Annotated in this window: 25 protein-coding genes; 17 read left to right on the plus strand and 8 right to left on the minus strand. The window is 52.1% G+C overall.

The window, feature by feature from the left end; translation table 11 throughout:
• Position 1: 1 nt before the first annotated feature.
• Genes ctaD through AJE_RS09795 form a run of 3 tightly spaced genes read left to right on the plus strand, consistent with a single transcriptional unit; the run spans position 2 to position 3,031 of the window.
• Complete coding sequence (gene ctaD, locus AJE_RS09785; RefSeq protein ID WP_008950726.1) at positions 2-1,588, plus strand: cytochrome c oxidase subunit I; 1,587 nt, start codon at positions 2-4, stop codon at positions 1,586-1,588.
• 8 nt (positions 1,589-1,596) lie between these two features.
• A complete protein-coding gene (locus AJE_RS09790; protein WP_008950727.1) occupies positions 1,597-2,151 on the plus strand; it encodes a cytochrome c oxidase assembly protein in 555 nt (184 codons plus the stop codon).
• Between the two features lies 1 nt (position 2,152).
• Positions 2,153-3,031, plus strand: coding sequence for a cytochrome c oxidase subunit 3 (locus tag AJE_RS09795; RefSeq protein WP_008950728.1), 879 nt, complete (start codon positions 2,153-2,155; stop codon positions 3,029-3,031).
• A gap of 6 nt (positions 3,032-3,037) precedes the next feature.
• On the opposite strand, the gene AJE_RS09800 is transcribed toward AJE_RS09795, so the two are convergent.
• Positions 3,038-3,247, minus strand: coding sequence for a DUF2909 domain-containing protein (locus AJE_RS09800; RefSeq protein WP_008950729.1), 210 nt, complete (start codon positions 3,245-3,247; stop codon positions 3,038-3,040).
• Between the two features lie 21 nt (positions 3,248-3,268).
• Between AJE_RS09800 and AJE_RS09805 the strand changes: the two genes are divergently transcribed.
• From AJE_RS09805 to AJE_RS09825, 5 genes are read left to right on the plus strand one after another with little or no spacing between them, the layout of a single operon-like run.
• Positions 3,269-4,003 (plus strand): SURF1 family protein, encoded by a 735-nt coding sequence (locus AJE_RS09805; RefSeq protein ID WP_008950730.1) that lies wholly within the window; start codon positions 3,269-3,271, stop codon positions 4,001-4,003.
• Positions 3,990-4,499, plus strand: coding sequence for a hypothetical protein (locus AJE_RS09810; protein ID WP_008950731.1), 510 nt, complete (start codon positions 3,990-3,992; stop codon positions 4,497-4,499). The genes AJE_RS09805 and AJE_RS09810 overlap by 14 nt, the downstream gene beginning before the upstream one ends.
• Positions 4,496-5,488, plus strand: coding sequence for a COX15/CtaA family protein (locus tag AJE_RS09815; protein WP_008950732.1), 993 nt, complete (start codon positions 4,496-4,498; stop codon positions 5,486-5,488). The genes AJE_RS09810 and AJE_RS09815 overlap by 4 nt, the downstream gene beginning before the upstream one ends.
• A 1-nt stretch (position 5,489) precedes the next feature.
• Positions 5,490-6,401 (plus strand): heme o synthase, encoded by a 912-nt coding sequence (cyoE, locus tag AJE_RS09820; RefSeq protein ID WP_008609687.1) that lies wholly within the window; start codon positions 5,490-5,492, stop codon positions 6,399-6,401.
• Positions 6,391-7,029, plus strand: a complete 639-nt coding sequence (locus AJE_RS09825; RefSeq protein ID WP_008950733.1) for an SCO family protein — start codon at positions 6,391-6,393, stop codon at positions 7,027-7,029. The genes cyoE and AJE_RS09825 overlap by 11 nt, the downstream gene beginning before the upstream one ends.
• Here the strand turns inward: AJE_RS09825 and AJE_RS09830 are convergent.
• Together AJE_RS09830 and nfuA are read right to left on the minus strand one after the other, a co-directional pair.
• Complete coding sequence (locus AJE_RS09830; protein ID WP_008609685.1) at positions 7,026-8,033, minus strand: polysaccharide deacetylase family protein; 1,008 nt, start codon at positions 8,031-8,033, stop codon at positions 7,026-7,028. The two genes, AJE_RS09825 and AJE_RS09830, sit on opposite strands and share 4 nt — an antisense overlap.
• A gap of 120 nt (positions 8,034-8,153) precedes the next feature.
• Positions 8,154-8,732 (minus strand): Fe-S biogenesis protein NfuA, encoded by a 579-nt coding sequence (nfuA, locus tag AJE_RS09835; protein ID WP_008950734.1) that lies wholly within the window; start codon positions 8,730-8,732, stop codon positions 8,154-8,156.
• Between the two features lie 125 nt (positions 8,733-8,857).
• Here nfuA and AJE_RS09840 point away from each other — a divergent pair, with 125 nt between their 5' ends.
• The gene (locus AJE_RS09840; protein ID WP_008950735.1) at positions 8,858-11,404 is read left to right on the plus strand and encodes a M14 family zinc carboxypeptidase; all 2,547 of its coding nucleotides are present in this window, start codon (positions 8,858-8,860) and stop codon (positions 11,402-11,404) included.
• Here the strand turns inward: AJE_RS09840 and AJE_RS09845 are convergent.
• Positions 11,389-12,105 (minus strand): ComF family protein, encoded by a 717-nt coding sequence (locus AJE_RS09845; RefSeq protein ID WP_008609682.1) that lies wholly within the window; start codon positions 12,103-12,105, stop codon positions 11,389-11,391. The two genes, AJE_RS09840 and AJE_RS09845, sit on opposite strands and share 16 nt — an antisense overlap.
• A gap of 30 nt (positions 12,106-12,135) precedes the next feature.
• Between AJE_RS09845 and bioH the strand changes: the two genes are divergently transcribed.
• The 3 genes from bioH to AJE_RS09860 all read left to right on the plus strand — a co-directional run bounded on the left by bioH (position 12,136) and on the right by AJE_RS09860 (position 14,203).
• A complete protein-coding gene (gene bioH / locus AJE_RS09850; RefSeq protein WP_008950736.1) occupies positions 12,136-12,891 on the plus strand; it encodes a pimeloyl-ACP methyl ester esterase BioH in 756 nt (251 codons plus the stop codon).
• A gap of 113 nt (positions 12,892-13,004) precedes the next feature.
• The gene (locus AJE_RS09855) at positions 13,005-13,325 is read left to right on the plus strand and encodes a hypothetical protein (protein ID WP_008950737.1); all 321 of its coding nucleotides are present in this window, start codon (positions 13,005-13,007) and stop codon (positions 13,323-13,325) included.
• Between the two features lie 5 nt (positions 13,326-13,330).
• Positions 13,331-14,203: a putative metalloprotease CJM1_0395 family protein gene (locus tag AJE_RS09860; protein ID WP_008950738.1), complete on the plus strand. Its 873-nt coding sequence runs from the start codon at positions 13,331-13,333 to the stop codon at positions 14,201-14,203.
• Positions 14,204-14,250: 47 nt separating this feature from the next.
• On the opposite strand, the gene AJE_RS09865 is transcribed toward AJE_RS09860, so the two are convergent.
• Positions 14,251-16,572: a Tex family protein gene (locus AJE_RS09865; RefSeq protein ID WP_008950739.1), complete on the minus strand. Its 2,322-nt coding sequence runs from the start codon at positions 16,570-16,572 to the stop codon at positions 14,251-14,253.
• A gap of 48 nt (positions 16,573-16,620) precedes the next feature.
• On the minus strand, positions 16,621-17,124 hold the full coding sequence (greB, locus tag AJE_RS09870; protein ID WP_008950740.1) for a transcription elongation factor GreB: 504 nt from the start codon (positions 17,122-17,124) through the stop codon (positions 16,621-16,623).
• A gap of 180 nt (positions 17,125-17,304) precedes the next feature.
• Between greB and AJE_RS09875 the strand changes: the two genes are divergently transcribed.
• The 4 genes from AJE_RS09875 (at position 17,305) to AJE_RS09890 (ending at position 23,666) form a co-directional block, all read left to right on the plus strand.
• Positions 17,305-17,505 carry a hypothetical protein gene (locus tag AJE_RS09875; protein ID WP_008950741.1) on the plus strand — a complete coding sequence of 67 codons (201 nt, stop codon included), beginning with the start codon at positions 17,305-17,307 and terminating at the stop codon, positions 17,503-17,505.
• Between the two features lie 116 nt (positions 17,506-17,621).
• Positions 17,622-18,347, plus strand: a complete 726-nt coding sequence (gene ompR, locus AJE_RS09880) for an osmolarity response regulator transcription factor OmpR (RefSeq protein WP_008609675.1) — start codon at positions 17,622-17,624, stop codon at positions 18,345-18,347.
• A complete protein-coding gene (gene envZ, locus AJE_RS09885; RefSeq protein ID WP_008950742.1) occupies positions 18,344-19,654 on the plus strand; it encodes a two-component system sensor histidine kinase EnvZ in 1,311 nt (436 codons plus the stop codon). The genes ompR and envZ overlap by 4 nt, the downstream gene beginning before the upstream one ends.
• A 283-nt stretch (positions 19,655-19,937) precedes the next feature.
• Positions 19,938-23,666 (plus strand): S8 family serine peptidase, encoded by a 3,729-nt coding sequence (locus tag AJE_RS09890; protein ID WP_008950743.1) that lies wholly within the window; start codon positions 19,938-19,940, stop codon positions 23,664-23,666.
• An 80-nt stretch (positions 23,667-23,746) separates the two neighbouring features.
• On the opposite strand, the gene hslO is transcribed toward AJE_RS09890, so the two are convergent.
• Positions 23,747-24,589, minus strand: a complete 843-nt coding sequence (hslO, locus tag AJE_RS09895; protein ID WP_008950744.1) for an Hsp33 family molecular chaperone HslO — start codon at positions 24,587-24,589, stop codon at positions 23,747-23,749.
• 10 nt (positions 24,590-24,599) lie between these two features.
• Positions 24,600-25,013: a ribosome-associated heat shock protein Hsp15 gene (gene hslR / locus AJE_RS09900; protein WP_008950745.1), complete on the minus strand. Its 414-nt coding sequence runs from the start codon at positions 25,011-25,013 to the stop codon at positions 24,600-24,602.
• 227 nt (positions 25,014-25,240) lie between these two features.
• On the opposite strand from hslR, the gene gspC reads away from it, so the two are divergent.
• Positions 25,241-26,197 (plus strand): type II secretion system protein GspC, encoded by a 957-nt coding sequence (gene gspC / locus AJE_RS09905; RefSeq protein WP_008950746.1) that lies wholly within the window; start codon positions 25,241-25,243, stop codon positions 26,195-26,197.
• The last annotated feature ends 19 nt before the right edge of the window (positions 26,198-26,216 follow it).

The raw sequence follows: 26,216 nt of genomic DNA on the forward strand, positions 1-26,216 counted from the left end.
GATGTCAGCTATTACACATGAACACGAGCATGACCATGATCATGACCATAAGCCAACCGGGATAAAGCGCTGGCTGTTTACTACTAACCATAAAGATATCGGCACCATGTATCTGGTGTTTGCCTTACTGATGTTCTTTATCGGTGGCAGTATGGCGATGGTGATCCGGTTGGAACTGTTCCAACCCGGCATGCAGTTTGTTGAGCCGCAATTTTTTAATCAGATGACCACAGTACATGGTCTGATTATGGTGTTTGGGGCGGTGATGCCAGCCTTTACCGGCTTGGCGAACTGGATGATCCCGATGATGATTGGCGCCCCGGATATGGCGTTGCCCCGAATGAATAACTGGAGCTTTTGGATCTTGCCGTTTGCGTTTCTGATCCTGTTGCTGAGTTTGTTTATGCCGGGTGGTGGTCCGGATTTCGGCTGGACCTTCTATGCCCCGCTATCCACTACCTACAGTAATGACAGCACGGCGCTCTTCGTGTTTTCGGTACACATTATGGGGATTTCCTCAATTATGGGTGCCATCAACGTGATCGTCACCATCTGGAATATGCGGGCGCCGGGGATGACCTGGATGAAGATGCCGCTGTTCGTCTGGACCTGGTTTATCACCGCTTTCCTGCTGATTATGGTGATGCCGGTACTGGCGGGCGCTGTTACTATGGTATTAACGGATAAGTATTTTGGCACCAGCTTCTTTGATGCGGCCGGTGGCGGCGATCCGGTATTGTTCCAGCATATTTTCTGGTTCTTTGGTCACCCGGAAGTATACATTATGATCCTGCCGGCATTTGGTATTGTGTCGGCTATCATACCGACCTTTGCCCGCAAGCCGTTGTTTGGTTATGCCTCTATGGTTTATGCCACCGCCAGTATTGCGGTCTTGTCGTTCCTGGTTTGGGCGCACCATATGTTTACCACCGGTATGCCGGTATTTGCCACGCTGTTCTTTATGTATTGCACCATGCTTATTGCCGTGCCGACCGGCGTGAAGGTGTTTAACTGGGTCGCAACCATGTGGCGCGGTGCCATGACCTTTGAAGTCCCGATGATGTTTGCACTGGCTTTTATCGTACTCTTCACCATCGGCGGCTTTTCCGGTTTGATGCTGGCTATTACGCCGGCGGACTTCCAGTATCACGATACCTACTTTGTGGTGGCGCATTTCCACTATGTACTGGTATCCGGCGCGGTGTTCTCCATTATTGCCGCTGCCTACTACTGGCTACCGAAATGGACCGGCTATATGTACGACGAAAGATTAGGTCAGCTGCATTTCTGGTGTTCGCTGATCTCAGTCAATCTGTTGTTTTTCCCAATGCACTTCGTTGGCCTGGCGGGTATGCCACGGCGGATCCCTGACTATGCGCTGCAATTTGCGGACTTTAACGCCTTTATCAGCGTGGGTGGTTTCCTGTTTGGCTTATCGCAGCTGATTTTTGTCTGGGTGATTGTCAAATGTGCCCGCGGCGGCGAAAAAGCGACAGCACAGGTATGGGAAGGCGCTGAAGGTTTGGAATGGCAGGTGCCGTCGCCGGCACCTTACCATACCTTTGATACACCGCCGGAAGTGAAATAGGAGGCCCTATGCAGCTGCATCGGACTTTGGTAAGCAAACTGCTACTGGTAACGGTACTGATGTTTGGTTTTGGCTTTGCGCTGGTGCCACTTTACGACGTGTTCTGTGAAGTCACTGGCATCAATGGCAAAACCTCAAATGTACCGGCTACGGTACTGGCAGATGGCATTGATACCAGCCGTGAAGTGACCATTGAGTTTCTGGCCAGACCGAATAAAGACATGCCATGGATTTTTCAGCCGGAGATCCGCCGTTTGACGGTACATCCGGGTGAAGTGCATGTGATGAATTATCTGGCCGAAAATCCAACCGGCCGGATGATTGTCGGTCAGGCGGTGCCCTCAGTTTCGCCCGGACAGGCCGCTTTGTATCTGCATAAAATCGAATGTTTCTGCTTTACCCAACAACAACTGGCAGCCGGCAATAAGATGCTGATGCCAGTTCAGTTTTACGTTGATCCGGCTCTGCCTGCGCAGTTCAGCACTATTACGCTGAATTACACCCTGTACGATGTGACAGCTAACTGGCAGGGTAGTGCCGCTACTGAAAATCTTGGGGAATAAGATGAGTAAAACGTACGAAAAATATTATGTCCCGGCGCAAAGCCCCTGGCCGATCGTCGGTGCCGTGGCGTTGTTTTGTATCGCTTTTGGCGCCGGTCACTATGTTATTGATATGAGTAAACAACAAACTGGCTTTGGTGGCTGGTTATTGTTACTGGGCTTAGCCATTCTGGTCTTTATGCTGGTTGGCTGGTTCCGCAATGTGATTGATGAGTCCATGTCTGGCTTGTATAGCAGCCAGATGGATCGATCTTTCCGGCAAGGTATGAGCTGGTTTATTGTTTCGGAAGTGATGTTCTTTATGGCCTTCTTCGGTGCTTTGTTTTACGGCCGGGTCATTGCGATGGAATGGCTGGGAGGGGCAAGCAATAATGCCATGACCTTTGCCATCCTGTGGCCGGATTTTCAGCCGGTATGGCCACTGGTAAAAACACCGGGTGGTATAGAAACTCAGGCCATGCCAGCCTGGGGTTTGCCGGCGATTAATACGGCTATCCTGCTGATTTCCTCGGTCACACTGCACTTTGCCCATACCGGTCTGGAGCAGAATAAACGGGGTCAGCTAAAGGGCATGCTGTTTGTTACCCTGTTGCTGGGGGTGATCTTCTTATGCCTGCAGGGCTACGAATATGTGCACGCCTATCGCGATCTGGGCTTGCGGCTTGATTCCGGCTTCTATGGCAATACCTTTTACCTGTTAACCGGTTTCCACGGCCTACATGTGACGCTGGGCGCCCTGATCCTGTTCTTTGTGTTTCTGCGGGTGCTGAAAGGACACTTTACGCCAGAAAAACACTTCGCGTTTCAGGCCGGAGCCTGGTACTGGCACTTTGTTGATGTGGTTTGGGTGTGCCTGTTCTTCTTTGTTTATGTGTTGTGACGCGGCCTAGTAAGGCCGCGGGTTTGGTGTGATCAGGCCGGTGGCAATCGCCAGCAGGATCAGGCCCAGGGCGATGGCAGAATACAGGACCCTGCGGCCAAGAAAGTGCGACATTGGCAGGGTACTCTCCTGCTGTCGCACCATTGCCACCCCGGCTCTGGCCAGATTAAACACGATAAAGATTAACAGTGCGCCGATAATGATTTTAATAAGCATAGCTACTCCGGAGTCTGACTGATGCAGTTTAAGTTGTTCGGTCAATTATTTACGGTTAACCGGGTCTGGTTATTAATTACTCTGACCGCTTTTGCCATTTTGATCAAGTTATCACATTGGCAATGGCAACGGGCAGCCGAAAAAACCGTGCAGTTACAGCAGATCGCCGCAGTGCAGCAGCAGGGGCCACTAAGCGGCCGGCAGCTGCTGGTGGGTTCTGCAACCGAACTGGATGGTGCTCTGCTTAGCGACACCGGCTATTGGGTCCCGCCCTATATCTGGTTACTGGATAATCAAATTCTGCACGGCAAGGTTGGCTACGATGTGATTATTCCGGTGCAATTTGCGGATAGCAGTACGCTGGTGCTGGTGAATCTGGGCTGGCTCGCTGCCGGCCAAAACCGGCAAGTGCTGCCCGAGCCGCAGATCCCGGCAGAAATCGCGATAGCGGCCCTGGTACGCAGCCGGCCGTCTAATGCACTATTGCTGGGGCAGAATCTGGAAGGCGACAGCTATCCGATGCGCATGCAGCAAATCGACTATGCCCTGCTGCAACAACAATTACCCTGGTCACTGTATCCGGCGGTGTTGTATCAGCAGCAGGCATCTGACTTTATCCCCCATTATCAGCCGGTGGTGATGCCGCCGGAAAAACACCGTGGTTATGCCTTGCAATGGTTTGGTCTGGCGATCGCGGTGCTGGCCGTCGGACTGGCGACCAGTTGGCAACGAGAGAAAAACTATGAACAAGAATAAATTTCTGCTGTTGTTTATCCTGTGCTGTGCCCTGCCACTGTTGCTGGCGAAGCTGGTGCTGGAATTAGGTTGGTTCAACCCGGGCAGCTCCAGTCGTGGTGACTGGTTAAGCCAGGAAGTTTACCTGTTGCCTGACGCCGGTAAGGTGCCCAAGCACTGGCGTATCGTGGTCGTCGCTGAGCAATGTGCTACTCCCTGCCAGCAGGCGCTGCATACCGTTAAGCAGTTATATATTGGTTTGGGCCGCAAGCAAAACCAGGTGCAGCCGGTGCTGCTGGGGCAGGCCAGTCTGAGCGATTATCCGATGTTTACCCAGGCCGAGACCCCGGCCGCCCTGAGTGCCGACTTACAGCAACATATTGTGTTGGTTGATCAACGTGGTCTGGCGCTGCTGAAGTATCCGCTACCGGCCCAGGCCGAGCAGATGGCCGCTACGGCGAAAGCGATTCGTGCCGATTTAATGAAGTTAATGAACTACGACAGGACCAGCGTATGAGCCTACAAAAAAAATTAATCACGCTGACGTTAGTCTGGACCATGCTGGTGATTATTCTGGGGGCCTACACCCGCTTAACCGATGCCGGCCTCGGTTGTCCGGACTGGCCCGGTTGTTATGGCTTTTTAAAGGTGCCGCACAAACCGGAGAAAATGCAACTGGCGGCAGAACGCTTTCCCGAGCGGCCGTTGGAACATGCCAAAGCCTGGAATGAAATGATCCACCGCTATCTGGCCGGTACGCTTGGCCTGTTGATCGCGGCACTGGCGGTAATGCACTGGCGGCGGCAACAAACTGAGCGCAGTTTACCGGCCGCCCTGCTGCTGATTGTGATCTTTCAGGCTACGCTCGGCGCCTGGACGGTGACGATGGGCCTGTTGCCGATAGTGGTGCTGGCGCATCTGATGTTTGGTTTTACGCTCTTTAGTTTGTTGGCCGTTTACTGGTTAACGCAGCAGCCGGCCTGGCGTAGTCGGGATACCGGGCTCAGGCCATTATTACCGCTGGCGCTGTTAAGTTTAGTGGTGGTCTGTTTGCAGATCGCGCTGGGTGGCTGGACCGCAGCGAACTACGCCGCCTTGGCCTGCATCGAATTGCCGTTCTGTGAAGCCGGTTGGAGTAGCCGGCTGGCCTTTGCGGAAGCCTTCGATTTGCACCTGGGCCATGATGACTACGAATACGGCGTGATGTCGCAGGATGCGCGTGCCACTATTCATGTTTTACATCGCTTGGGTGCTGTAGTCACCACCCTTATTGTCGCGACCTTTGCCTGGCGCCTGTATCGTCAGGCCAGTGAAGTATTGATGCGCAGGTTTGCGCTGGCCCTGGCTGCGGTATTGGCCGTGCAGTTGACGCTGGGCTTACTGAATATTGTCTTGCACTTACCACTGTTAAATGCCGTGGCGCATAATTTTGTCGGAGCGAATTTACTGATGTTGTCAGTGCTGATTTGCTACCAGATCGCATACCCCAAACCGCAGGAGGCTTAAGATGGCAACGGCAATTATTAGTGGCTCAAGTAGCCGGCGCTGGCGCGACTATCTGGAGTTGACTAAACCCAAGGTGGTAGCGCTGCTGGTGTTGACCGCCTGGGTTGGAATGGTGCTGGCCAGCAATAGCCTGGCGCCCTGGTGGCTGCTGTTAAGTGCGACCCTGGGCATAGGTTTGTTATCGGCGGCGGCGGCGGCACTGAATCATGTTGTGGATCAACGTATTGACGCCAAAATGGCGCGTACTCACAGCCGACCGGTTGCCCGCGGACGGATCAGCAGCAAGCAGGCGATCGTCTTTGCCTGTAGCCTGGCGGCTGCCGGCTTTGCCCTGCTTTATCTGGCGGTGAACCCGCTGACCGCCTGGCTGACGCTGTTAAGTTTGTTTGGTTATGCCGTGGTGTACACCATGTTTCTCAAGCGGGCAACACCGCAGAATATCGTGATCGGTGGCTTAGCCGGCGCTATGCCGCCGTTGCTGGGCTGGACGGCGGTAACCGGCGAGGTGCATGGCTATGCGCTGCTATTGGTGATGATTATCTTTACCTGGACGCCGCCGCATTTTTGGGCCCTGGCGATTCACCGCCGCGATGACTATGCCCGGGTGAACATGCCGATGTTGCCGGTAACCCACGGTATCGACTTTACCAAGAGCGCTATCCTGCTTTATACCCTGTTGTTATGTCTGGTGTGCTTGCTGCCCTACATTGTCGGGATGACCGGTGCCATCTATCTGGTTGGCAGTACCTTGCTGAATCTGCGCTTTTTACAATATGCGTGGAAGTTGAAGTTTGCTGCCGGCTCTGACACCGCGATGGCGACTTTTAAGTTCTCGATCGTGCATTTAATGGTACTCTTCCTGTTATTGTTAGTAGACCATTACTTTAAGGTGTTAGCGCTTTATGTTTCGTAATCTGACTTACTTACTGCTGGCGATTGCTGCCGTGGTGGCCGGTGGCCTCAGTTATAAGCTATGGCAGCAGCCGGCTGAGCCGAAATCCGCACTGGTGTATCCGCAAGCGCGCAATCTGCAGGAGTTTCAGTTAGTCGATCAGCATGGTCAGCCTACCGGTCGTGAGCAGCTGTATCAGCAATGGACGCTGGCTTTTGTCGGCTATACCTATTGCCCGGATATCTGCCCTTTGACGCTGGCCAAGCTGGCCGGGGTGCAACCGGAATTGGCTGCTATGGTGAAGGAGCCGCTGAAAGTCTGGTTTATTTCGGTTGATCCGCAGCGCGACAGCGTGGAGCAGCTCAATAATTATGTAAACTACTTTCAGCAACCGGCAGTGCTGGGGCTGACCGCCGGCCATGATCAGCTGTTTCCCTTTGTGCGGCAGCTGGGTCTGATGTATGCACTGAACAGCAATGCAGAGGGGAATTATCTGGTCGACCACAGCGCTTCGGTGGTGCTGATTAATCCGCAGGGGCAGCTGGTAGCGATGTTCAAACCTGAAATGGCAATTGGCCAGGTGCCGGTCATTGATACCGAACAGCTACTGGCCGATTTTCCGTTGGTGCTGGCAAAGTTGGGTTATTAATTTAGCCACGGCTGCGAGTACCAGTAAAAATAGCCTTTTTTACTCAGCGACGGCGCAGTGCAATTGTAGCGGCTGCGCCCGCGATTTACTGGCTTACTGGCCCTGACTTCAAAGGTATTGTCATCTAACCAGGTTGGCTCCAGGACCTCAGAGCCGGCAAAGCAGCGCAACTGCTGCTTACGGAAATCTTCAATCTTCAGTTGCAGGCGTAAGGTTGGCGGATTGCTACTAATCACTTGGTCGGCAGACAGATAGCCGGTGATTGGAAAGGCCAAAGTTCGTAACTTTTGCCCCAGATCTTTCAAATCCGCATACTGACCGGCCGCGGGATAACGGGGGATGCGGGTGAGTTTCGTCAGCGGCCCGATGGCACCGGATTGCTGACCAATGCCAATAAAGCCCAGTTCCGTTACTAGTTGTTCCAGCGGGGCGCTAAATTCACCATAGGGGTAGGCCAGCCACTGATGACTCTGACCGGTTTCTTCCTTGATCCGCCGCTCGGCATCCAGAATAGTCTGGCGCATCCGTTTTAACCAGTCGGCTTCAGATTCGCCCTTTTCCGGTCTGGCCATATGCTCATGCCACATGGCGTGGTTGGCAACCAGAACGCCATCGTCTGACATTTGTTTAATTTGTTGCCAGCTCATTACCGGACCGGTGCGTTTATCAATATCTCCCGGGCTGATAAAGATGGTGTAGGGATAGCCGAATTCCTGCAGGATCGGGTGCGCAGTGGTGTAATTATTTTCATAGCTATCATCAAAGGTGATCACTACCGCGTTATCAGCAATGGGCTTGCCGCTTTTTAGCTGGTCTATCAGTACGTCGAGGCCGATGACCTGAAAATTATTATCACGCAGATACTGCAGATGGCCGCGAAATTCAGCGGGGGTGACAGAGCTGACTCTGGGGGTATCCTCGGCAACATGGTGATAGATCAGCATCACGGCCGCAGAGGCGGGCAAACTCAGGCTTAATAAACAGCAAAACAGCAAAGCGCGCATAACAGCACTCCAAACACCACTCCAAAAAAACCGAAGACGGCCAGAAAGGCCGCTGTCGGCTGCGCCCAAAGGCCGCCGACCAATCCGAGAGCATGTTATAGCATAAAAAGCGCTGGCTTTTTAGTAGTAAGAGTGCTCGCCACGTTGATGCTCAGTGATATCTTTCACACCGGCCAGCTCACCACTAAAGCGATTTAACAGCTCTTTTTCAATCCCTTCTTTTAGGGTCAGGTCAACCTGGGAGCAACCATTACAACCGCCGCCAAACTGCAGTACTGCAACACCTGACTCGGTAATTTCCATCACGCTGACCCGGCCACCATGGTTAGCCAGTTGCGGGTTGATCTCGCTGTCAATCACATACTGCACCCGCTCCATCAACGGGGCATTGTCACTCACCTTGCGTACTTTGGCATTCGGCGCTTTTAGGGTCAGCTGTGAACCCATCTGATCGGTGACAAAATCGATTTCAGCGTCCACCAAAAACGGCTTACTTTCTTCATCAACGATGGCATCAAAGCCGTTAAAAGGTAAGCGGATATCGGTTTCTTCTACCGCATCAGCCGGGCAGTAAGATACGCCACATTCCGCCTGGGCCGTGCCCGGATTGACCACGAACACCCGGATATGAGTGCCGGCCGCTTGCTTCTCCAGCAATTTGGCAAAGTGTGCCTGAGCCTGTTCTGAAATCGTAATCATCGTAGTACCTGACTAAATTACTAGGTTATGTTGCTATCATACTCTTCCTACCTGTCTGATGCCAGCCCTGCTTGAGTTTTGTGGCAGTTTCTGGCTAACTTAGCCGCGAGTCTGGGGAGACAATAATGAAAAAAATGTTAGGCATCATCCTGCTCTGCAGTATCTGGCAGGTGCAGGCAAGTTATTTTGACGAGCCGGTGGCGACTGAGGTACCGGCACCCGAGCAGGTGCTCGGATTTCCGGTGGGCGAATGGCATGCCAGGCATGACCAGATCCAGCGTTATTTCGAGGTACTCGCTGCCCAGTCGCCGCGGGCCGAGCTGGAAGTGATTGGCAGCAGTCATGAGCAAAGGCCATTACTGCAGCTGGTGGTGTCGGCGCCGGAAAATCTGGCGCGGTTAGAACAAATCCGCAGCCAGCATCTGGCACAGGTGCGGGGCAGCCGGGCGGTAAGTGATGACAGCCCGGTGATTATCTGGTTGGGTTACGGCGTGCACGGTAATGAACCCAGTGCCGCTAATGCAGCGCTGGTACTGGCACACTATCTGACAGCCAGTAATAGCCCGGAAGTACAGCAATGGCTGCGTCAGGCGGTGATCCTGATCCAGCCGAGTATGAACCCGGACGGACACGATCGCTTTGCGTTGTGGGCCAATATGCATCGCGGCAAAACACCGGTGGCCGATCCGCAACATCGTGAACATATTGAACCCTGGCCGAATGGCCGGCCCAATCATTACTGGTTTGATTTAAACCGTGACTGGTTGCTGCTGCAACATCCGGAAAGTCAGGCGCGGATCGCACAGTTTCATAAATGGCAACCGAATGTGGTCGGCGATTTCCATGAAATGGGCACTAATTCCAGCTATTTCTTTCAGCCTGGGATCCCCAGCCGTAACTATCCGCTGACCCCGGAGCGCAATTTTGAATTGACCCGGATCCTGGCCGGCTTTCATGCTCAGGCCTTTGATCAGCGCGGCCAGCTGTATTACACCGAAGAAAGTTTTGATGATTTCTATGTCGGTAAAGGCTCTACCTATCCGGATGTTACCGGTAGTGTTGGTATCTTGTTCGAGCAGGCTAGCAGCCGCGGTCATGCTCAGGAGTCGATCAATGGCCTGCTAACCTTCGCCGCAACGATCAAAAACCAGTTTGATGCGTCGCTGTCTACTATCCGTGGTAGTGTCGCTAACCGACAGGCGTTACTCAGTTATCAACAAGAATTCTTTCAATCTGCGGCGCAACAGGCCCGCGCCGAGCGGACTAAGGGCTATATTCTGACTGAGAGTCAGGATCGCAGCCGGTTGGAGGCACTGTTACAACTGTTGAGTCAGCATCAGATTGCGGTCTATCCGTTAACGGCTGACTGGCAATACGAACAAAGCACTTTCCGCGCCGGTCAGAGTTACTATGTGCCGCTGCAGCAAACACAATACCGGCTGTTAAAAGCGGCCTTTAGCACGGAAAAAAGCTTTAATGACAACACCTTCTATGATGTTTCGGCCTGGACCTTACCCTATGCCTATAATATCGATTTTGTGGCGGTGAACCGCGAACCCGGTCGCGCGGCAGCAGAGCAGCCGTGGCAGGCTCAACCCAGAGCCCGTAGTCAGACGATGCAGGCCGGTGGTTATGCCTATGTGCTGGGCTGGCAGGATCAGTTATCGCCGGTAATGCTGCAGGCGATGTTGGAAGAAGGGCTGATTGTCAGAGCGGCGCTGGGTGACTTTACCGGTAGTACACCGCAGGGTTCGCGTAGTTTCCGCGCTGGCGCTATGGTGGTCGCTGCCGGTTTACAGCAACATGCTGACTGGTTCTTCCGTTTGCAGCGACTGCAGGAGCGCTTTAACTTGCCTGTTCATACCCTGACCACCGGTTTAACCAGCCGCGGCAGTGATCTGGGTAGCCATAATTTTACACCGGTGCGTTTGCCTCAGGTATTGGTGCTGGCGGGTCCTGGTGTCAACTCGACTGAAGCCGGCGAACTCTGGTACAACCTGGAGCGGTTAGCCGGCATCTCTCCCAGCATGGCAGAGCCGGATCGTTTGTCCCGGCTTAACCTGAGCCGCTACACCCATATTTTATTACCAGATGGCGATTATCGCAGCTGGAAAGAGAGTGAAATAACCAAGTTACGGCAGTGGGTACAGCAAGGTGGTGTGTTGTGGGGGCAGAAGCGCGGTGCAGCCTGGTTGGTGGATGCCAAGCTGTTGCAAGCCGGAGTCTGGACAGTACAGGACATGAACCAACTGATCCCACAACATGATTTACGCTACGCCGATCGCGAAAAACTGGGCGGTCAGCAACGGATCGCCGGTGCCATTTTCAGTGCTGAGCTGGATCTGAGCCACCCGCTGACCTTTGGCATACCGCGGCGCGACTTACCGTTGTTTAAAAACAGCACCTTGTTGTTACAGCCCAGCCAGGCGCCCTTTGTCAATGTCGCAACTTATAGTGCCCAGCCGCACCTGGCTGGCTATGCTGCTGCCGAGTTTATTCCCCGTATTGCGCAGGGCGCGGCCTTAGTGGCGCATAATCTCGGGCAGGGCCGGGTGATTGGCATGAGCGATAACCCGGTATTTCGCGGTTACTTTAAAGGCTCCAGTCGCTTGCTGATTAATGCGCTGTATTTAAGCCATGGCTTTAATGCCAGCGTTCAGGCTGAGGAGTGAGCCGAGGCTGGCGTTACCGCCAGCGTCCACAGACTAAGTTCTGTCACCCCGGCGGCTCGCAGCAGCTGTGCTAACTGATTGGCGGTGCTGCCGGTGGTGACGACATCATCGATCAGTGCCAGTTTTGGTGGTAGTTGCGTATCAATTAAGCGAAATGCCTGCCGCAGGTTAGCTAAACGTTGTTGGCGGTTCAGGCCCTGCTGCGGCGCCGTGGTGCGACAGCGCTGCAGGCAGTGTAGCAGCGGGATGCCCAGGCTTTTGGCGGCGCTTTCGGCAAGAACTCTGGCCTGGTTAAAGCCTCGTTGCCGCTCGCGAGCTGGCGCCATCGGCACATAAACCAGTGCCTGTGGTAACGGCTGGCTTTGTTGATATCGCTGCAACAACGCGCAAAATTCCTGCTGCAGTAAAGCGCCGGCATACGGATCCTGTTGATATTTCCAACGGCTGATCCAGTGTTGATAGGGCTGTTGATACCAGCCTAAACTGAGCAGGCGGTCAAACTGGCACTGCGGCAGCCCTTGTTGCACAGCAGGTAAGAACAACAGGTTAAAATGACACAGCTGATACGGAAACTGCGGCAGCGCGCTGCGGCAAGCCTGACACAGCATAAAATGATGATGGATTACCGGCAGGCTGCACCATAAGCAGGGTGAGGGCAACAGCCGTTGCCAGCCGGCACGCAACAGGTTGAGTAGATCCATTTTGTTACCCTATATTAACATAAGCAGAGTATGGCAGAACACAGCACAACCGCCAAACCAACACTGGTACTGTTACATGGCTGGGGCTTAAATCAGGGCGTCTGGTCCGAAGTCCAGCTACAACTGGCTGGCGATTTTCAGGTCTTGGCGTTGGATCTGCCCGGTTTTGGCCTGAGCCGACAGTTTCCGCCTGCTTACCGTCTGGATGAGGTGCTGTCCCAGCTTGCTGCGCAGCTGCCAGAGCAAAGTTATCTTTGTGGTTGGTCGCTGGGCGGTTTGCTGGCCATTGCGTTGGCCGCGACCTATCCGGACAAGGTTAAGCAACTGGCGCTGGTGGCTGCGACGCCGAAATTTCTGGCGACAGATGACTGGCCCGGGATGCGCGCCGAAGTGATGCAGCAGTTTGCCAGTGCCCTGAGCCAGAATTTGCCGCAAACGATTCAGCGTTTTCTGGCGATCCAGGCGCTGGGCTCAGAGCATGCCAAGCAGGATATTCTGAAGTTACGCGACAGTATTGCCCACTTTCCGGAGGCACAACCCCAGGCCGTAGTGCAGGCGTTAACCCTGCTGGCAGACACTGACCTGAGACAACAGTTTGCCGCGCTAACTCAACCGGTAGTGGGCTGTTATGGCCGGCTTGATTCGCTGGTACCAGTGGCAGTGCTGCCTTTGTTACAGCAATTGCAGCCTGCGGCAAAACTGACGGTACTGGCCAAAGCCTCGCATGCACCCTTTATTTCTCATCCGGGCGAGTTCTGTCAGTGGCTGCGTAGCGCACTGCAATAAAATACTTAGTGGGCAGAAGCGGTTAGTGCTTATGATAGCCTTTGCTTTCTTTTTTGCCGAAACTGTTCGATAATTAAGCAGTCTAACAGCAAGTGAATAAAGAGGGCTTGGTTATGCAAATTCAGTCTGCCTTTAGTGCCGGCATGCAAGGTTTGCAGCGCGCGTCCAATGCGATTAGCGAAGAAACGCTGAATATCAACCGACAGACAACCCAGAGCCGGCAACAGGACCAGCAGGTAGCGGCTGCTGCTGCACAGCAGACGGCTAATCCGACGCCTACTAATGCTGCAGCCGAGCCGAACCGTGCCGCCGGCACCGATACCACTCAATCACTGGTGCGTCTGGAACAACAGGAATTGCTGGCTCAGGCCAATGTCCGGAGTTTGCGCACAGCCGATGAAATGCTCGGTAATATTATTGATATCCGGGTCTGATTGCGATGCAAATCACCTCCTATTACCCCAACGTCAGCATTAACACCGCGAATCCGGCCACGGAGCAGGCGCGGCGTGATATGCAGCGGCGTGAGCCGATTGAGCCGGTAAAGGAGTTGGAAAAAGGTGCCGCTGAGCGGCCGCTGGCGACAGATGATCGGCAACGAGGTGCTGCGAATAGTAGCGCGAATGTTACGCTGTATGATGCCAATGGTAAGGAAACCGAGACGCAGCAAGCGATAACAGGTGAGCAGGGTGAGCGCGGCGAGCAGGAAGAAAAGCAAGAGTCCGGGCAACAGTCGGAACAAGAACAACAACAGCAACAGGCCGAGCAGCGGGAAATTCGCGAACTGCAGGCGCGTGATCAGGAAGTCCGGGCGCATGAGCAGGCCCATGCCATTGTCGGGGGCCGTTATGCCAGCGCGCCCAGTTACGACTATCAACAAGGCCCTGACGGTAAACGCTATGCCGTAGGTGGCGAGGTGCAAATTGATCTGGCACCGGTACCGGGTGATCCGGCGGCGACGGTTCAGAAAATGCAGCAGGTCAAGGCGGCGGCACTGGCACCGGCCGAACCCTCAGCAGCTGATCGTAGCATCGCGGCGGAGGCAGGTCAGCGTCTACTGCAAGCTCAGGCTGAGCTTATTGCCGAGAAAGCGCCGCTCGCTAATGTCGCAGCCAGCGATAGCAGCATGGCTGAGGAAGGTTCTACAGCAACTGAGTCACAGCTTACCCAGGCTGAGGCAGCCGATATTGTTTTACCTCAGCGCGAACGACTGGAATGGCAGGCGCTTATGGCCAGACGCAGCCAGGTGATTGAGAATTTCTATCAGCTGGCAACTGAACCGGCACAGCGGCCATTACGGCAGCAGGTTTAATCTGCTCGCAGCCGCCGCAATCCCGGTTTCTCCTGCGAATATTTACCCTACTTTTTAAATTTCGCTAAGGCAGCCGCTAACGCATTACCCATGGCCGCATTGCCTTGTTCCTGTTTTGCCGTCTGGCTGGCTTTATTGCTGCCCGAGCTGCGCTCTGGCCGACCCTTACCAGCAGTCGAAACATTACTGTCGCCGTTGCTGCGGGCCTGTTCATCCATCCGCATGGTCAGGGCGATGCGTTTTCTGGCCTGATCGACTTCCAATACTTTCACTTTAACAATATCGCCGGCTTTGACCACCTGATGCGGATCGCTGACAAACTTATCGGCCAGCGAGGAGATATGGACCAGGCCATCCTGATGCACGCCGATATCAACAAAGGCACCAAAGTTGGTGACGTTAGTGACCACCCCTTCCAACAACATGCCGGGTTTGAGATCGGCCAGGGTTTCCACCCCGTCTTTAAAGTTGGCCATCTGGAATTCCGGTCTTGGATCACGCCCGGGTTTATCCAGTTCTTTTAGAATGTCGGCGATAGTCAATAAGCCAAAATGGTCATCGACAAATTGCTGGGCATCGATTTGTTTCAGGAAGCTGCTGTTGCCAATCAGCTGCTCGACACTTTTCTGATGCGCGGCAACAATTTTCTCGACCAGTGGGTAGGCTTCGGGGTGCACACCCGAGGCATCCAGTGGGTTAGTGCCGTTATTAATGCGTAAAAAGCCGGCGGCCTGCTCATAGGCTTTCGGCCCCAGACGCGGTACCTTTAACAACTGGCTGCGACTGGTAAAGCGGCCATGTTGATCGCGATACTGCACAATATTTTGTGCCAGCGTTTTGTTCAGGCCGGCCACTCGGGCCAGTAATGCCGCTGAAGCGGTATTCAAATCGACACCGACGGCGTTGACGCAGTCTTCTACTACGGCATCCAGCGATTTGGTTAGTAAGCTCTGGTTCACATCATGCTGATACTGGCCAACGCCAATGGCTTTAGGTTCAATTTTTACCAGCTCGGCCAACGGGTCCTGTAAGCGGCGGCCAATCGAGACGGCGCCGCGCAATGATACATCAAGGTCCGGAAATTCCAGTGCCGCCAACTCCGATGCCGAATATACTGAGGCGCCTGCTTCGGACACCATCACCTTGCTGATCCGTTGACCGGGCAGTGTCTTAATCACCTCAGCGGCCAGTTTATCGGTCTCCCGCGAGGCGGTGCCATTGCCAACCGCAATCAGCTCAATCTGGTAGGCTTTGCACAAGGCCGACAGCACCTGAACAGATTTATCCCATTGATTCTGGGGCGCATGCGGGTAAATGGTGGTGTGATTTAACAGCTTACCGGTTTCATCAATGGCCGTGACCTTTACACCGGTACGCAGTCCGGGGTCCAGCGCCAGAGTCGGGCGCATGCCGGCTGGCGCTGCCATCAGCAAATCTTTCAGGTTACGGGCGAATACCCTGATCGCCTCGGCTTCGGCCCGTTCCCGCAGTTCGCTCAATAAATCATTTTCCAGATGCAGCTGTAGCTTTACCTTCCAGGTCCACTGTACAACGGTGCGCAGGAAGGCATCGGCCGGCCGGTCCAACTGCCGGATCTGAAATTGCTCAGCGACCATTTGTTCACAGACGGCGTGTGGTTGTTCACTCAGTTCAGGCAGTAACTGCAGGTTAAGTATGCCTTCGTTGCGCCCCCGGAACATGGCCAGCGCCCGGTGCGAAGGCACCTGTTTCAGCGCTTCGCTGTGTTCAAAGTAGTCGCTGAACTTGGCACCTTCCTGCTCTTTGCCGGCAACAACCCGGCTTTGCAGCACGGCATGCTGACTCAGATGGGCGCGCAAGCGCGCCAACAAGTCAGCGTCTTCGGCAAATTGCTCCATCAGAATATATTTGGCGCCTTCTAATACGACTTTGACATCGGCATAACCGGCCTCAGCGTTCAGATAGGATAGTGCTTCCTGTTCCGGTTGCCGCGTTGGTTCTGAGAGCAACAGCAGAGCCAGTGGCTGAATGCCGGCTTCAATCGCCAACTGGCCCTTGGTCCGCCTTTTGGTTTTGTAAGGCAAATACAAATCTTCGAGTCGGGTTTTATTATCCGCGGCACGAATTTGTTGTTCCAGTTCGGCTGTGAGTTTACCCTGATCGGCGATGGTGTTTAAGATCACCTGGCGCCGCTCTTCCAGTTCACGCAAATAGCTCAGGCGCTGATCCAGGGTACGCAGCTGGGTGTCATCCAGGGCGCCGGTGACTTCCTTACGGTAACGGGCAATAAAAGGCACAGTGGCGCCTTCATCCAGCAAGGCGATGGCGGCGGCAACCTGCTCCGGGCGGGCGGCGATTTCAGTAGCAATTTGATTAATCAGCATAGACATAACACTATATTCCTGTAACGGTTTGGCGCAGCGATTGAGCTTAAAGCCTTAACTAGGCTGGGTTGGCTGCGGATAGTCGATAGCCACAATGTACCAGTCTTTCGGACCATTTGGGGTAGAAACCGTGGCCACGTCATCGACCTGTTTTTTCAGTAAGGCGCGGGCCATAGGGGCGTCGATCGAGATATAGTCTTTGCGGCCATAAATTTCATCCGGGCCGACGATACGAAACTTCAGGCTATTGCCAGCATCATCTTCCAACTCGACCCAGGCGCCAAAGAACATCCGGCCGGCCTGCTGTGGCGAGTAATCGACAATAGTCAGCTCATCCAGCCGTTTGCGTAAAAAGCGCAGCCGACTGTCAATTTGCCGAAGTAATCTTTTATTGTAGGTGTAGTCGGCATTCTCAGAGCGATCGCCAAGGCTGGCAGCCCAGCTGACAATACGGGTGATCTCCGGGCGTTTTTTGAACCAAAGCTCATCATGTTCGGCTTTGAGCTGTTGATAGCCTTCGCGGGTTATTAGCAAGGTTTTACTGCTGGTGCGTTTCACCTGTTATGACATTCCCTTCTTACAGCACTGGCGCCGATTATCAGCCATAGTGCAGCAAAGCGTAAAGCTTTTTAGCCAGTTGCGGCCCTTTGCTGGTTAAATTTCGACCAGCCTGGTTTGGCAATCTCAGCCGTGCTGGCTAGGCTTAAAAAGCAATAACCTGTAACAGGAGAGGTGTAAATGAAAGTGCGCCAGAAAATTGCCATCGTCGCGTCCTTGCTACTGTTAGCGGGCTGCAGCTCGACGCCGGTGCAGACTGCCCGTAGTCAGCTTGATCAGGATTATATTAATCAGGTCGAAGCCGCAGCGAAGAAAAACAGTCTCAGCCCCAGGATCTATTGGGTTAACCCGCCCATGAAAAAGGAAGCGGGCCAACAGTAATTTGTCGCCCTGCCGGGCAGACAAACTTTGTAACATAGTTTATGCCGTCTGGCCGATGCAAAGACGGCATTTTCGTTTATAGTGACCTGAAAAGCATCAGAAATAAGGATAGGGTAGTGGTCACTGAAACAACCAAGATTCTGGTAGTCGACGATGATTTGCGACTACGCTCTTTGCTGGAGCGCTACCTGGTGGAACAAGGCTATCAGGTACGTAGCGTGGCGAACTTCGAACAAATGCAACGTTTGATGGAACGCGAACACTTTCATTTGCTGGTGCTGGATTTGATGTTACCCGGTGAAGACGGTTTGTCGATCTGTCGCAAGTTGCGCCAGCAGGAAAACGAAATCCCGATCATTATGTTAACGGCAAAGGGTGACGAGGTAGATCGGATTATCGGCCTGGAAATGGGGGCTGATGATTATTTGCCTAAGCCCTTTAACCCAAGAGAGTTGTTAGCAAGGATCCGCGCGGTATTGCGGCGCAAAACCAAGGAGGTGCCGGGCGCGCCCAGTCAGGCCGAAGGTATTGTTGAATTTGGTCCCTACCGCTTTAATCTGGCGACCCGGGAAATGTTTAAAGGTGAGCAACAACTCCCCCTGACCAGTGGTGAATACGCCGTATTAAAGGTGTTAGTAAGCCACCCACGTGAACCCTTATCACGCGATAAACTGATGAATCAGGCCCGTGGCCGCGACTATTCCGCGATGGAGCGCAGCATTGATGTGCAGGTATCGCGTTTACGCCGGATGCTGGAAGATGATGCTGCTAATCCGCGTTACATTCAAACGGTATGGGGTTTGGGCTATGTTTTTGTACCGGACGGTAGTCTGAACGGATGAGATTTTTCCCGCGCAGCGCTTTCGGGCAAACCGTATTCCTGATAGGCATTATGCTGTTAATTAATCAGGTGGTGTCCTACTTGTCAGTTGCTTTTTATGTGATTAAACCCAGCACCCAGCAAATCAGCCACCTAGTCGCCAAGCAGGTCCGGTTGGCATTGCCAGCGACGGTAACTAACCCTGAGTTACAACAGGCTATAGCGGCACATTTTCAGCAAGCGACACAGGTGCGGGTATTTGACGAGCAGCAGGCGTTGCGAGAGGGGCTGGCCGAGGCCAGCTACTATGGTTATTTCTCGCAGCAACTGTCGGATGAGCTGAAGCAGCAAGCCGAGGTTCGAATTTCACAAACTGATAGTTTTATCTTCTGGGTTAAGCCAGATCTTGAGCAGGACCTATGGGTCAGGGTGCCGCTGGCCGGGCTGGACGAAGCCAGTTTTCCGTTACTCACTTTTTATTTGCTAATGATCGGCGCCTTAAGTGTGCTGGGTGGCTGGACGCTGGCCCGACATCTGAACCGGCCGCTACAGAAGTTGCAGCAGGCGGCATTGCAGGTTGGGCGCGGTGAATTTCCGCCGCCGTTATCAGAGCAGGAAGGCGCCACTGAGATCCTGGCGGTAACCAAGGCCTTTAACTATATGGCACAAGGGATCCGGCAATTAGAAGAAGATCGGGCCTTACTGATGGCCGGGGTGTCGCATGATTTGCGTACACCGTTAACCCGTATCCGACTGGCATCGGAGATGATGAGCGAGTCGGATGCCTGGATCCGCGATGGCATCATTAATGATATTGAGGATATGAACGCCATCATCGATCAGTTTATTGATTATCTGCGGCACCATAAACAGGAAGAGCCGCAATTGTTAAACCTCAACCAGTTGGTGCAGGAACTGGTAGTGGCAGAGCAGGTGAAACAACGGCAGATCCTGACCTTTTTGGATTCTGCTATGCCTGATGTTGCATTAAGGCGACTGGCGTTGAAGCGGGTGTTAAATAATCTGCTGGAAAATGCCCTACGCTACAGTGAGGGTGATATTGAAATTAGCACTGGCTATGAAAAGGCGGCAAAACAGATCTATCTGGAAGTCAGAGATCATGGCCCGGGTATTCCAGAACACAAAATGCAAGCCATGTTTAGCCCTTTTGTCCAAGGCGATAAGGCGAGAGGCAGCGGCGGTTCCGGACTTGGCTTAGCTATTATTAAGAAAATCGTCACCATGCACCATGGCGAAATCCGTTTACATAATCATGCCAAAGGCGGCTTGGTGGTAACGATTAATTTGCCAGCAAAACCGTTAAATTAAGGTATCCTGGTTAGCACTACAGCCCGAGGTGTAAATTATTTATTACGCCTGGCGGCATTCATCTGAAATAATTTCTTACAAAACTCCTTATTTTTAGCAATACATCAGCTCAAAGCTGTGATAAAAATCGGTAAGGGATTGTGTCCCTTATGGTTGTTAGCTCTCACTGCAACCACGCTTTCCAGCCCCTGGAGGGCATGTTACGGATAGCTACCGGGAAAATAACTATATCAGCCCGGAATAAAAATACTAATCGCCGCAAAGGAGTTATATCTTGGGAAACATGAAAAAAACATTATTGGCGTCCGCTATCGGGCTTGCTATTACTGGCACCGCAAATGCCGGTATTGAACAATTACGTGCCAGCAATGGACAAAGCGTTCACGAAATTCTGAACAGTCAGCAAACCTTAACTCTGGATGAACAAGCTGAACAGCCAAGTGCTTGGTTTATCGTATTAAAGGCGCCTTCAGCCGGTGATGCGGTGATTGCAGAACACTTTGATCAGCAATTAGCCTCCCAGTATGTAGCAAATGCTGAAACCTTACAGCGCGATATCAGTAATGAGCTTCTAAGCCTGGATGCTGATGCTGAAGTGCTATTTGCTACCAAAAACCTGGCTGCAGGACTGGTAGTAACTGCCTCCCCTGAGGCACTGGATACACTTTCAAAACACAATGCGGTAAGTCAAATTCTGCCCATTTACGACAGTGAACTCCATGTTGCTGATAGTGCTGAATATATTCGTGCGTTACAAACCGTACAATCGGGTAAAGCGACCGGTGAAGGGGTGCGTGTTGCAGTGCTGGATACGGGTATTGATTATACTCACGCCATTTTCGGCGGTCCTGGCACCCCTGCTGCACACGCTGCAGCTGCAGCAGCCAGTGCACAGTCTGTAGCGCCAACTTGGCCAATCGGTCAGGTTGTTGGTGGTTATGACTTTATTAATAATGATCCCAATCCTATCGATCCTCTTACAGCGGGACATGGTACCTCTGTTGCACACTCGGTAACAGGTATCGCGCCAAATGTTTCGTTATATGCCTATACCGTTTGTACCGGTGGCTGCCCTGGTTTGGCTCAGTTGCGTGCACTAGAAGCTTCTATGGATCCGAACGGCGACGGCAACCTGGAGGACCGGGTTGATATTATAAACATGTCGTTAGGTGGTCAGTTTGGTTCGACCCAAACAATGACAGGTACCCAATTTCTTATTCATCGCGCAGTGAAGTTGGGTACAAATATGGTGATTTCGGCCGGTAACGATGGCAATATCCCGTTCCGTGTCGGTGGGCCTAGTACCACACCTAATGCTCTGTCTGTTGGCGCTATGACTCACCCGACTTCAGCTATTGGTGTGTTCGAACAAGCTAGCATTAATGGTACTACCGCGGTCATGACGGCTTCAGCTTTTAACCGCAGCTTTGACTTTGCGTTCTCTTCTGAAACCACGCCGTTAGTGGTGATTCCTGGAAACTACAACGCCTGTGATCCTCTGGCTGAGGATGTTGATCTGACGGGTAAAGCGGTATTAGTTTCACGTGGTGTTTGTGCTTTTGCGCAAAAAGTACTAGTGGCTCAGCAACGCGGCGCGGCCTTTGTTATTATTGCTAACAGCAATCCAGGTGAACCGCCTATCGTTGCTGGTGGTGATGATCCTGCTGTGACTATCCCGTCAGTGATGATCACCAAAGAGGTTGGTGATAGCATCAAGGCGAAGTTAGACGCCGGTGAAGCAGTTGCTTACAACATTCGTTCAGTTGGTAAATCGGGTGCTGGCGCTATTGCTACCTTTACTTCACGCGGTCCGGCGATGGACGGCTTGTTAAAACCAGAGATTACCGCGCCGGGCGTCGCCATTGATGTGGCCCGTGTAGGTACAGGTACTGGTACTGCCAAAGTGAACGGTACTTCTTTCTCTGGCCCAATTACCGCCGGTGCAGTGGCTCTGCTTCGTGGTGCCTTACCAGAGCGTAGTGCGGCTGAAATAAAAGCCACGATAATGAACACAGCAAATTTAACTGTGCACCGTGAGCCTATTCAGATTAACCCAGATGCGAAACTAGCCTCTATTAGCCAGATTGGTGCAGGTTTAGTTGATGTTGAGAAGGCAGTGAACAGCCCGGTTGCGGCTTGGGTCAATGAAGCTAAGTTTGATACCAGTCAAGCTGCCTTATCTTTCGGCTTACAGTCTGTTGAGAAAGTAACCAGCATGACTAAGCGAGTCACGCTGAAAAACTTTAGCAACAATAACAAAACATACAATCTGAGAATCCAGGATCGTTATGCTGATAAAACAGCAACAGGTGCGTTAAGCTGGGCCTTCCCGGCGTCAGTCACGGTACCAGCTAAGCAAACGATTGAGTTTGATGTTACTTTAACGGTTGATCCCGCTAAGCTGCCAGACTTTGCGCTGACTAATGGCGTATTCTACTCGCCGTTACAAGCCGCAGCACAAATGGATCAGGTTGAGTTTGATGGTGCCCTGGTGTTTAACGACCCAACCACCAGCACTAATCATGACCTACATCTGGTGTACCATGTGATTCCAAAACCGGTTGGTCAGTTAGCCTTATCGGGAGAGATGGTTAACAACCAAGTGGCAACAAAGGTAACGAACGTTGGCGCCATTCCAGTAACGCCTTTTGCTTCAACCCTGGTTGCTACGTCACCAGCTAACCCAACCATTAATCCAATTCACGATATCCGTGCCATTACGTTTGATGTTGAAGAAGCGGAATTCTGTGCGTCGGGGTATGCGCTGTCTCCGACAATCCATCTTGGTGCCGGCGTAAACCATCTGCTGCAGGGTAACTATGCCATCGACCTAGATGTCAACAATGACGGTGTTTATGACTTTACAATGAACACCTTATTATTGACTCGTTTAGGTGCGGCCTATAACGCCTTCCCTGGTGTAATGGTATCGTTCAATACTCGCTTTGGCACAACCAGTGGTTCACTGGGTGATGTCTTACACTTTGCGGGTAGTAAGCAAGTCACACTGGAAGCCTGTTTTGAACATGTTGGTTTAACAGCTGCTGATCTGGGCCGTAATATTACTGGCCGGTTCAGAACAAATGCGGACTCCTTCTCATTAACCTACAACCCTGCTTTAACGGCAGACGAAGTAACAGCAACTGTTAATTTGTCACCGTCTCCAGCCGTAACACTGGTAGACAATCTTGCGCCAGTGCAAGGTCCTGCGGCGGCCGATAACGACGATAATACTGATTTCAGCTTAGCGCCAGGCGCTTTTGCTTATATTCAGCGTCCAGCCGGTGATAATCGTAGCTTTGTCTTGTTGTCTGCCGAGGCAGAAGCAGCTGCGGTTGCCAACTATGCCGCCGCCTTGGCCCAGCCGACAGTGACTGCAGGTCAAAGCTTCAGCGTGAATGAAAATACTGCAGTAGGTACTGTGGTAGGTCAAATCGCCGCAACTTCTGATTTCCGTACTGCGGTTACTGAGTTTGTGGTGTTAGGCTCTACCAGCAATGCGCTGAGTGTGCAAGCTGACGGTAAAGTTGTCGTGTCTGGCCCTATTGATTATGAAGCGGGTCTGACCTCGGCACGCTTTGAAGTTGCGGCGCTTGATAGTGCTGGTCAGGTTTCTTCACCGGTTACTGTTAATGTGACGGTGAATAACCTACCAGATACGCCACCAGTGGTTTCTGCCAATGTGTCACTAAACTCTCTGCCTTCTGGTACTGCAGCAGGTACAGTTGTTGGTACAGTAACAACACAGGTGCGTGAAGCTGGCGCGGTATTAAGCAGTGTCACTTCAAATAACCCGCTGTTTGCGGTACAGAATGGCCAGATTATTCTGACCCGCAGCTTGGCAAAAGGAGATGCCGGCACACAAAGCTTCACATTAACAGCTCGTGACTCAGCTGGTTTGCAAGCCACCAGTTCTGGTCAGGTTACTGTTACGCATAAGTCGAGTGGTAGCTCAGGCTGGTTAGCCTTACTGTTACTGCCGCTGGCGTTACTACGTCGTCGCATGAAGTAATTGTGACGAAATTGGGCTCGAATTATGGGCCCAAATGAAAAACCACCGTTTACGGTGGTTTTTTTTGCCCAGCAGCTTACTTAGAATTGATCATAAATGACTTGTAATTCTTCGGCACTAAAATGATAGGATGCATTACAGTATTCACACCCCATATCTAAACCACCTAATGCCATCTGTTCAGCAACAACAGCGCGCCCTAAACTAAATAGCGCTGACTCACATTTTTGTTTAGAACAGCCACAGACAAAACCAATTTGTTGCGGTGGAAATACTTCAACTAGTTCTTGATGAAATAAGCGGTGTAATACCACTTCTGCATCAAGATGTAATAATTCAGCTGCTGTCAAAGTATCGCTGAGGATCACCAATTCGGCAAAATCATCCCGTGCCTTGTCTTGTTGAACAGGCAACACTTGTAACATTAATCCCGCCGCCTGGCTGTTCTCCAGGATTTCAGAATGGATATAGAAGCGTGTCGGTAGCTGCTCGGATTGCGCAAAATAGGCTTCCAGGGTTTCCGCCAGGCTTTGACCGGACAGCGGAATAATTCCTTGATAACGCTCACCCTGATTTGGCGTTACTGTAACAACCAGGTAACCCTCGCCAACAAGATCGCGAAAGCCGGCACCACTGAGCTCGGATTGCAGGCGTACAACGCCACGAAATTGCTGTTGATGAGTACCGTTAACCGCGGCAAAACGCACAGGTCCATTGCCCTGTAGCTGCACTGCAATTTCACCTTCAAATTTTAAGGTTGCAGTTAGTAAGCTGGTTGCTACCACCAGCTCTGCGAGGAGTTGTTTCACAGGCAGTGGGTATTGATGATGTTCCAACATTTTATTAAGACTTTGTTGGACATGGACTATTTCACCACGGACGTGTTTTTGTTGGAATAAAAAGCGGATTAACGCATCAGACATCTTGGCATTCTCACTGCTGTGACTTTAATAAAAGTAATTGACGACGTTCTTTCTTATCTGGCTTGGTTTCTGGATGTGGCGCGTATAGCGAATTGGTTTTGCGCAGCTCGGCACGCTTTTGTCGCTCAGCCTGGCTCTCTGCTGTTTCTTGGTACAATTGCTGGGCTAACGGAGCGGCCTGGCGCTTTTCTGCCAACCCTAACACTATCACAATTTTCTCGTCATACCCTTGGGTAAGTCGAATCGTCGCACCCACCTCTACCAGCCTACTGGCCTTACAACGTTGACCATTATAATGTACCTTACCGCCTTCAACCATGTCTTTAGCAAGTGCTCGGGTTTTGTAAAAGCGGCAAGCCCACAGCCATTTATCTAGTCTGACCGAAGTAATCGGTGTGGTAAGGGTATCATTCAAAGCTGTCATAGATTTCCTGTTGCGGTGAGTGCAGAGCCCCGTTTATACAACAGTGAAAGATTCAGTTGTAACTGACATCAAACACTACGGGCTTCATATTATAGTGCAAAAGTATGCAATAGCTTACAAAGCTGCCTCTTTTTATAGTTAGAGGCTTGTAAAAGAGGTTAGCAAAGCTTGTTGTAGAGCTGTTCTCTCAGTAAGATGCAAATCAGCTATATAGGAAGATCACTATTATGTTCGCATCGCTAGAACCGAAAATCGGGCAGCTCTTGCTTCTGTTACAGCAAGTGCCTTTAAACCGGCTGAAAAAACCGTTGCATTTCGGCCTGGTCTTGATCGCTGCTTGGGTATTGGCAAAGATAACCTGGCAATCTATTCCTGCACCAACAGTGGCTACTATCTCATCTTCTACGCCTGTTGCTGCGGTTAATGCCAGCCAGCCAGTAACAGTGTTGGTGCAAGACTTAACTCGTTATGCCCTGTTCGGTCAGTTTAACCCGACTCCTACAACGCAAGCACCGGTAGCTGTGGTGGCAGAAGCACCAAAAACACAGCTTAACGTAAAGTTGACCGGGTTAGTTTCGACGCCAGGCAGGCCCGAAGCAGGCAGTGCAATTATTGAACAACGCGGCGCTGAGGCAACTTATGCTGTCGGTGACGTTATCGAAGGTACAAGGGCAAAACTGCATCAGGTATTGGATGACCGAGTATTACTTGAGTTAAATGGCCGCTTTGAAACCCTGATGTTAGATGGTGTTGAGTTTACCCGAATAGCACAAGCGAATGCGGGCTTAGGCCAGGGTGATAACGCTGCAGCGGTTGACCTTGTCGAAGAGCCCATCGTCTTAGCTGAGCCGATTGCTAGTGGAGTCATTAATCCAGACGCCCTGGCACGCCGTGACGAAATTCTGGCAGAGCCAATGAAATTTTTTGATTATGTCAGAGTTTCACCGGTTCAAAGAGACGGGCAATTGGTCGGATACCGTTTGATGCCAGGCAAAGATGCAGCGATTTTCACGCAAATGGGATTACAACAAAATGATCTTGCTATCGAAATTAATGGTATACCGCTGAATGACATGCAACAAGCTATGCGGGTTATCAATGATCTGCGTGATGCGACGGAAGCGACATTAAAGATTGAACGGGACGGCGAAATCAGAGATATTCTTTTTAGCCTGTCACAGTAATATAACGATAAGAATTGGT

Origin of the sequence: Alishewanella jeotgali KCTC 22429 (genome assembly GCF_000245735.1) — a bacterium.
Taxonomy (GTDB): Bacteria; Pseudomonadota; Gammaproteobacteria; order Enterobacterales; family Alteromonadaceae; genus Alishewanella; species Alishewanella jeotgali.

What these genes read in the sequence shown, in the direction of transcription:
- ctaD (WP_008950726.1), top strand. Translation starts at nt 2, where the DNA reads ATGTCAGCTATTACACATGAACACGAGCATGACCATGATCATGACCAT.
- AJE_RS09790 (WP_008950727.1), top strand. Translation starts at nt 1,597, where the DNA reads ATGCAGCTGCATCGGACTTTGGTAAGCAAACTGCTACTGGTAACGGTA.
- AJE_RS09795 (WP_008950728.1), top strand. Translation starts at nt 2,153, where the DNA reads ATGAGTAAAACGTACGAAAAATATTATGTCCCGGCGCAAAGCCCCTGG.
- AJE_RS09800 (WP_008950729.1), bottom strand. Translation starts at nt 3,247, where the DNA reads ATGCTTATTAAAATCATTATCGGCGCACTGTTAATCTTTATCGTGTTT.
- AJE_RS09805 (WP_008950730.1), top strand. Translation starts at nt 3,269, where the DNA reads ATGCAGTTTAAGTTGTTCGGTCAATTATTTACGGTTAACCGGGTCTGG.
- AJE_RS09810 (WP_008950731.1), top strand. Translation starts at nt 3,990, where the DNA reads ATGAACAAGAATAAATTTCTGCTGTTGTTTATCCTGTGCTGTGCCCTG.
- AJE_RS09815 (WP_008950732.1), top strand. Translation starts at nt 4,496, where the DNA reads ATGAGCCTACAAAAAAAATTAATCACGCTGACGTTAGTCTGGACCATG.
- cyoE (WP_008609687.1), top strand. Translation starts at nt 5,490, where the DNA reads ATGGCAACGGCAATTATTAGTGGCTCAAGTAGCCGGCGCTGGCGCGAC.
- AJE_RS09825 (WP_008950733.1), top strand. Translation starts at nt 6,391, where the DNA reads ATGTTTCGTAATCTGACTTACTTACTGCTGGCGATTGCTGCCGTGGTG.
- AJE_RS09830 (WP_008609685.1), bottom strand. Translation starts at nt 8,033, where the DNA reads ATGCGCGCTTTGCTGTTTTGCTGTTTATTAAGCCTGAGTTTGCCCGCC.
- nfuA (WP_008950734.1), bottom strand. Translation starts at nt 8,732, where the DNA reads ATGATTACGATTTCAGAACAGGCTCAGGCACACTTTGCCAAATTGCTG.
- AJE_RS09840 (WP_008950735.1), top strand. Translation starts at nt 8,858, where the DNA reads ATGAAAAAAATGTTAGGCATCATCCTGCTCTGCAGTATCTGGCAGGTG.
- AJE_RS09845 (WP_008609682.1), bottom strand. Translation starts at nt 12,105, where the DNA reads ATGGATCTACTCAACCTGTTGCGTGCCGGCTGGCAACGGCTGTTGCCC.
- bioH (WP_008950736.1), top strand. Translation starts at nt 12,136, where the DNA reads ATGGCAGAACACAGCACAACCGCCAAACCAACACTGGTACTGTTACAT.
- AJE_RS09855 (WP_008950737.1), top strand. Translation starts at nt 13,005, where the DNA reads ATGCAAATTCAGTCTGCCTTTAGTGCCGGCATGCAAGGTTTGCAGCGC.
- AJE_RS09860 (WP_008950738.1), top strand. Translation starts at nt 13,331, where the DNA reads ATGCAAATCACCTCCTATTACCCCAACGTCAGCATTAACACCGCGAAT.
- AJE_RS09865 (WP_008950739.1), bottom strand. Translation starts at nt 16,572, where the DNA reads ATGTCTATGCTGATTAATCAAATTGCTACTGAAATCGCCGCCCGCCCG.
- AJE_RS09875 (WP_008950741.1), top strand. Translation starts at nt 17,305, where the DNA reads ATGAAAGTGCGCCAGAAAATTGCCATCGTCGCGTCCTTGCTACTGTTA.
- envZ (WP_008950742.1), top strand. Translation starts at nt 18,344, where the DNA reads ATGAGATTTTTCCCGCGCAGCGCTTTCGGGCAAACCGTATTCCTGATA.
- AJE_RS09890 (WP_008950743.1), top strand. Translation starts at nt 19,938, where the DNA reads ATGAAAAAAACATTATTGGCGTCCGCTATCGGGCTTGCTATTACTGGC.
- hslO (WP_008950744.1), bottom strand. Translation starts at nt 24,589, where the DNA reads ATGTCTGATGCGTTAATCCGCTTTTTATTCCAACAAAAACACGTCCGT.
- hslR (WP_008950745.1), bottom strand. Translation starts at nt 25,013, where the DNA reads ATGACAGCTTTGAATGATACCCTTACCACACCGATTACTTCGGTCAGA.
- gspC (WP_008950746.1), top strand. Translation starts at nt 25,241, where the DNA reads ATGTTCGCATCGCTAGAACCGAAAATCGGGCAGCTCTTGCTTCTGTTA.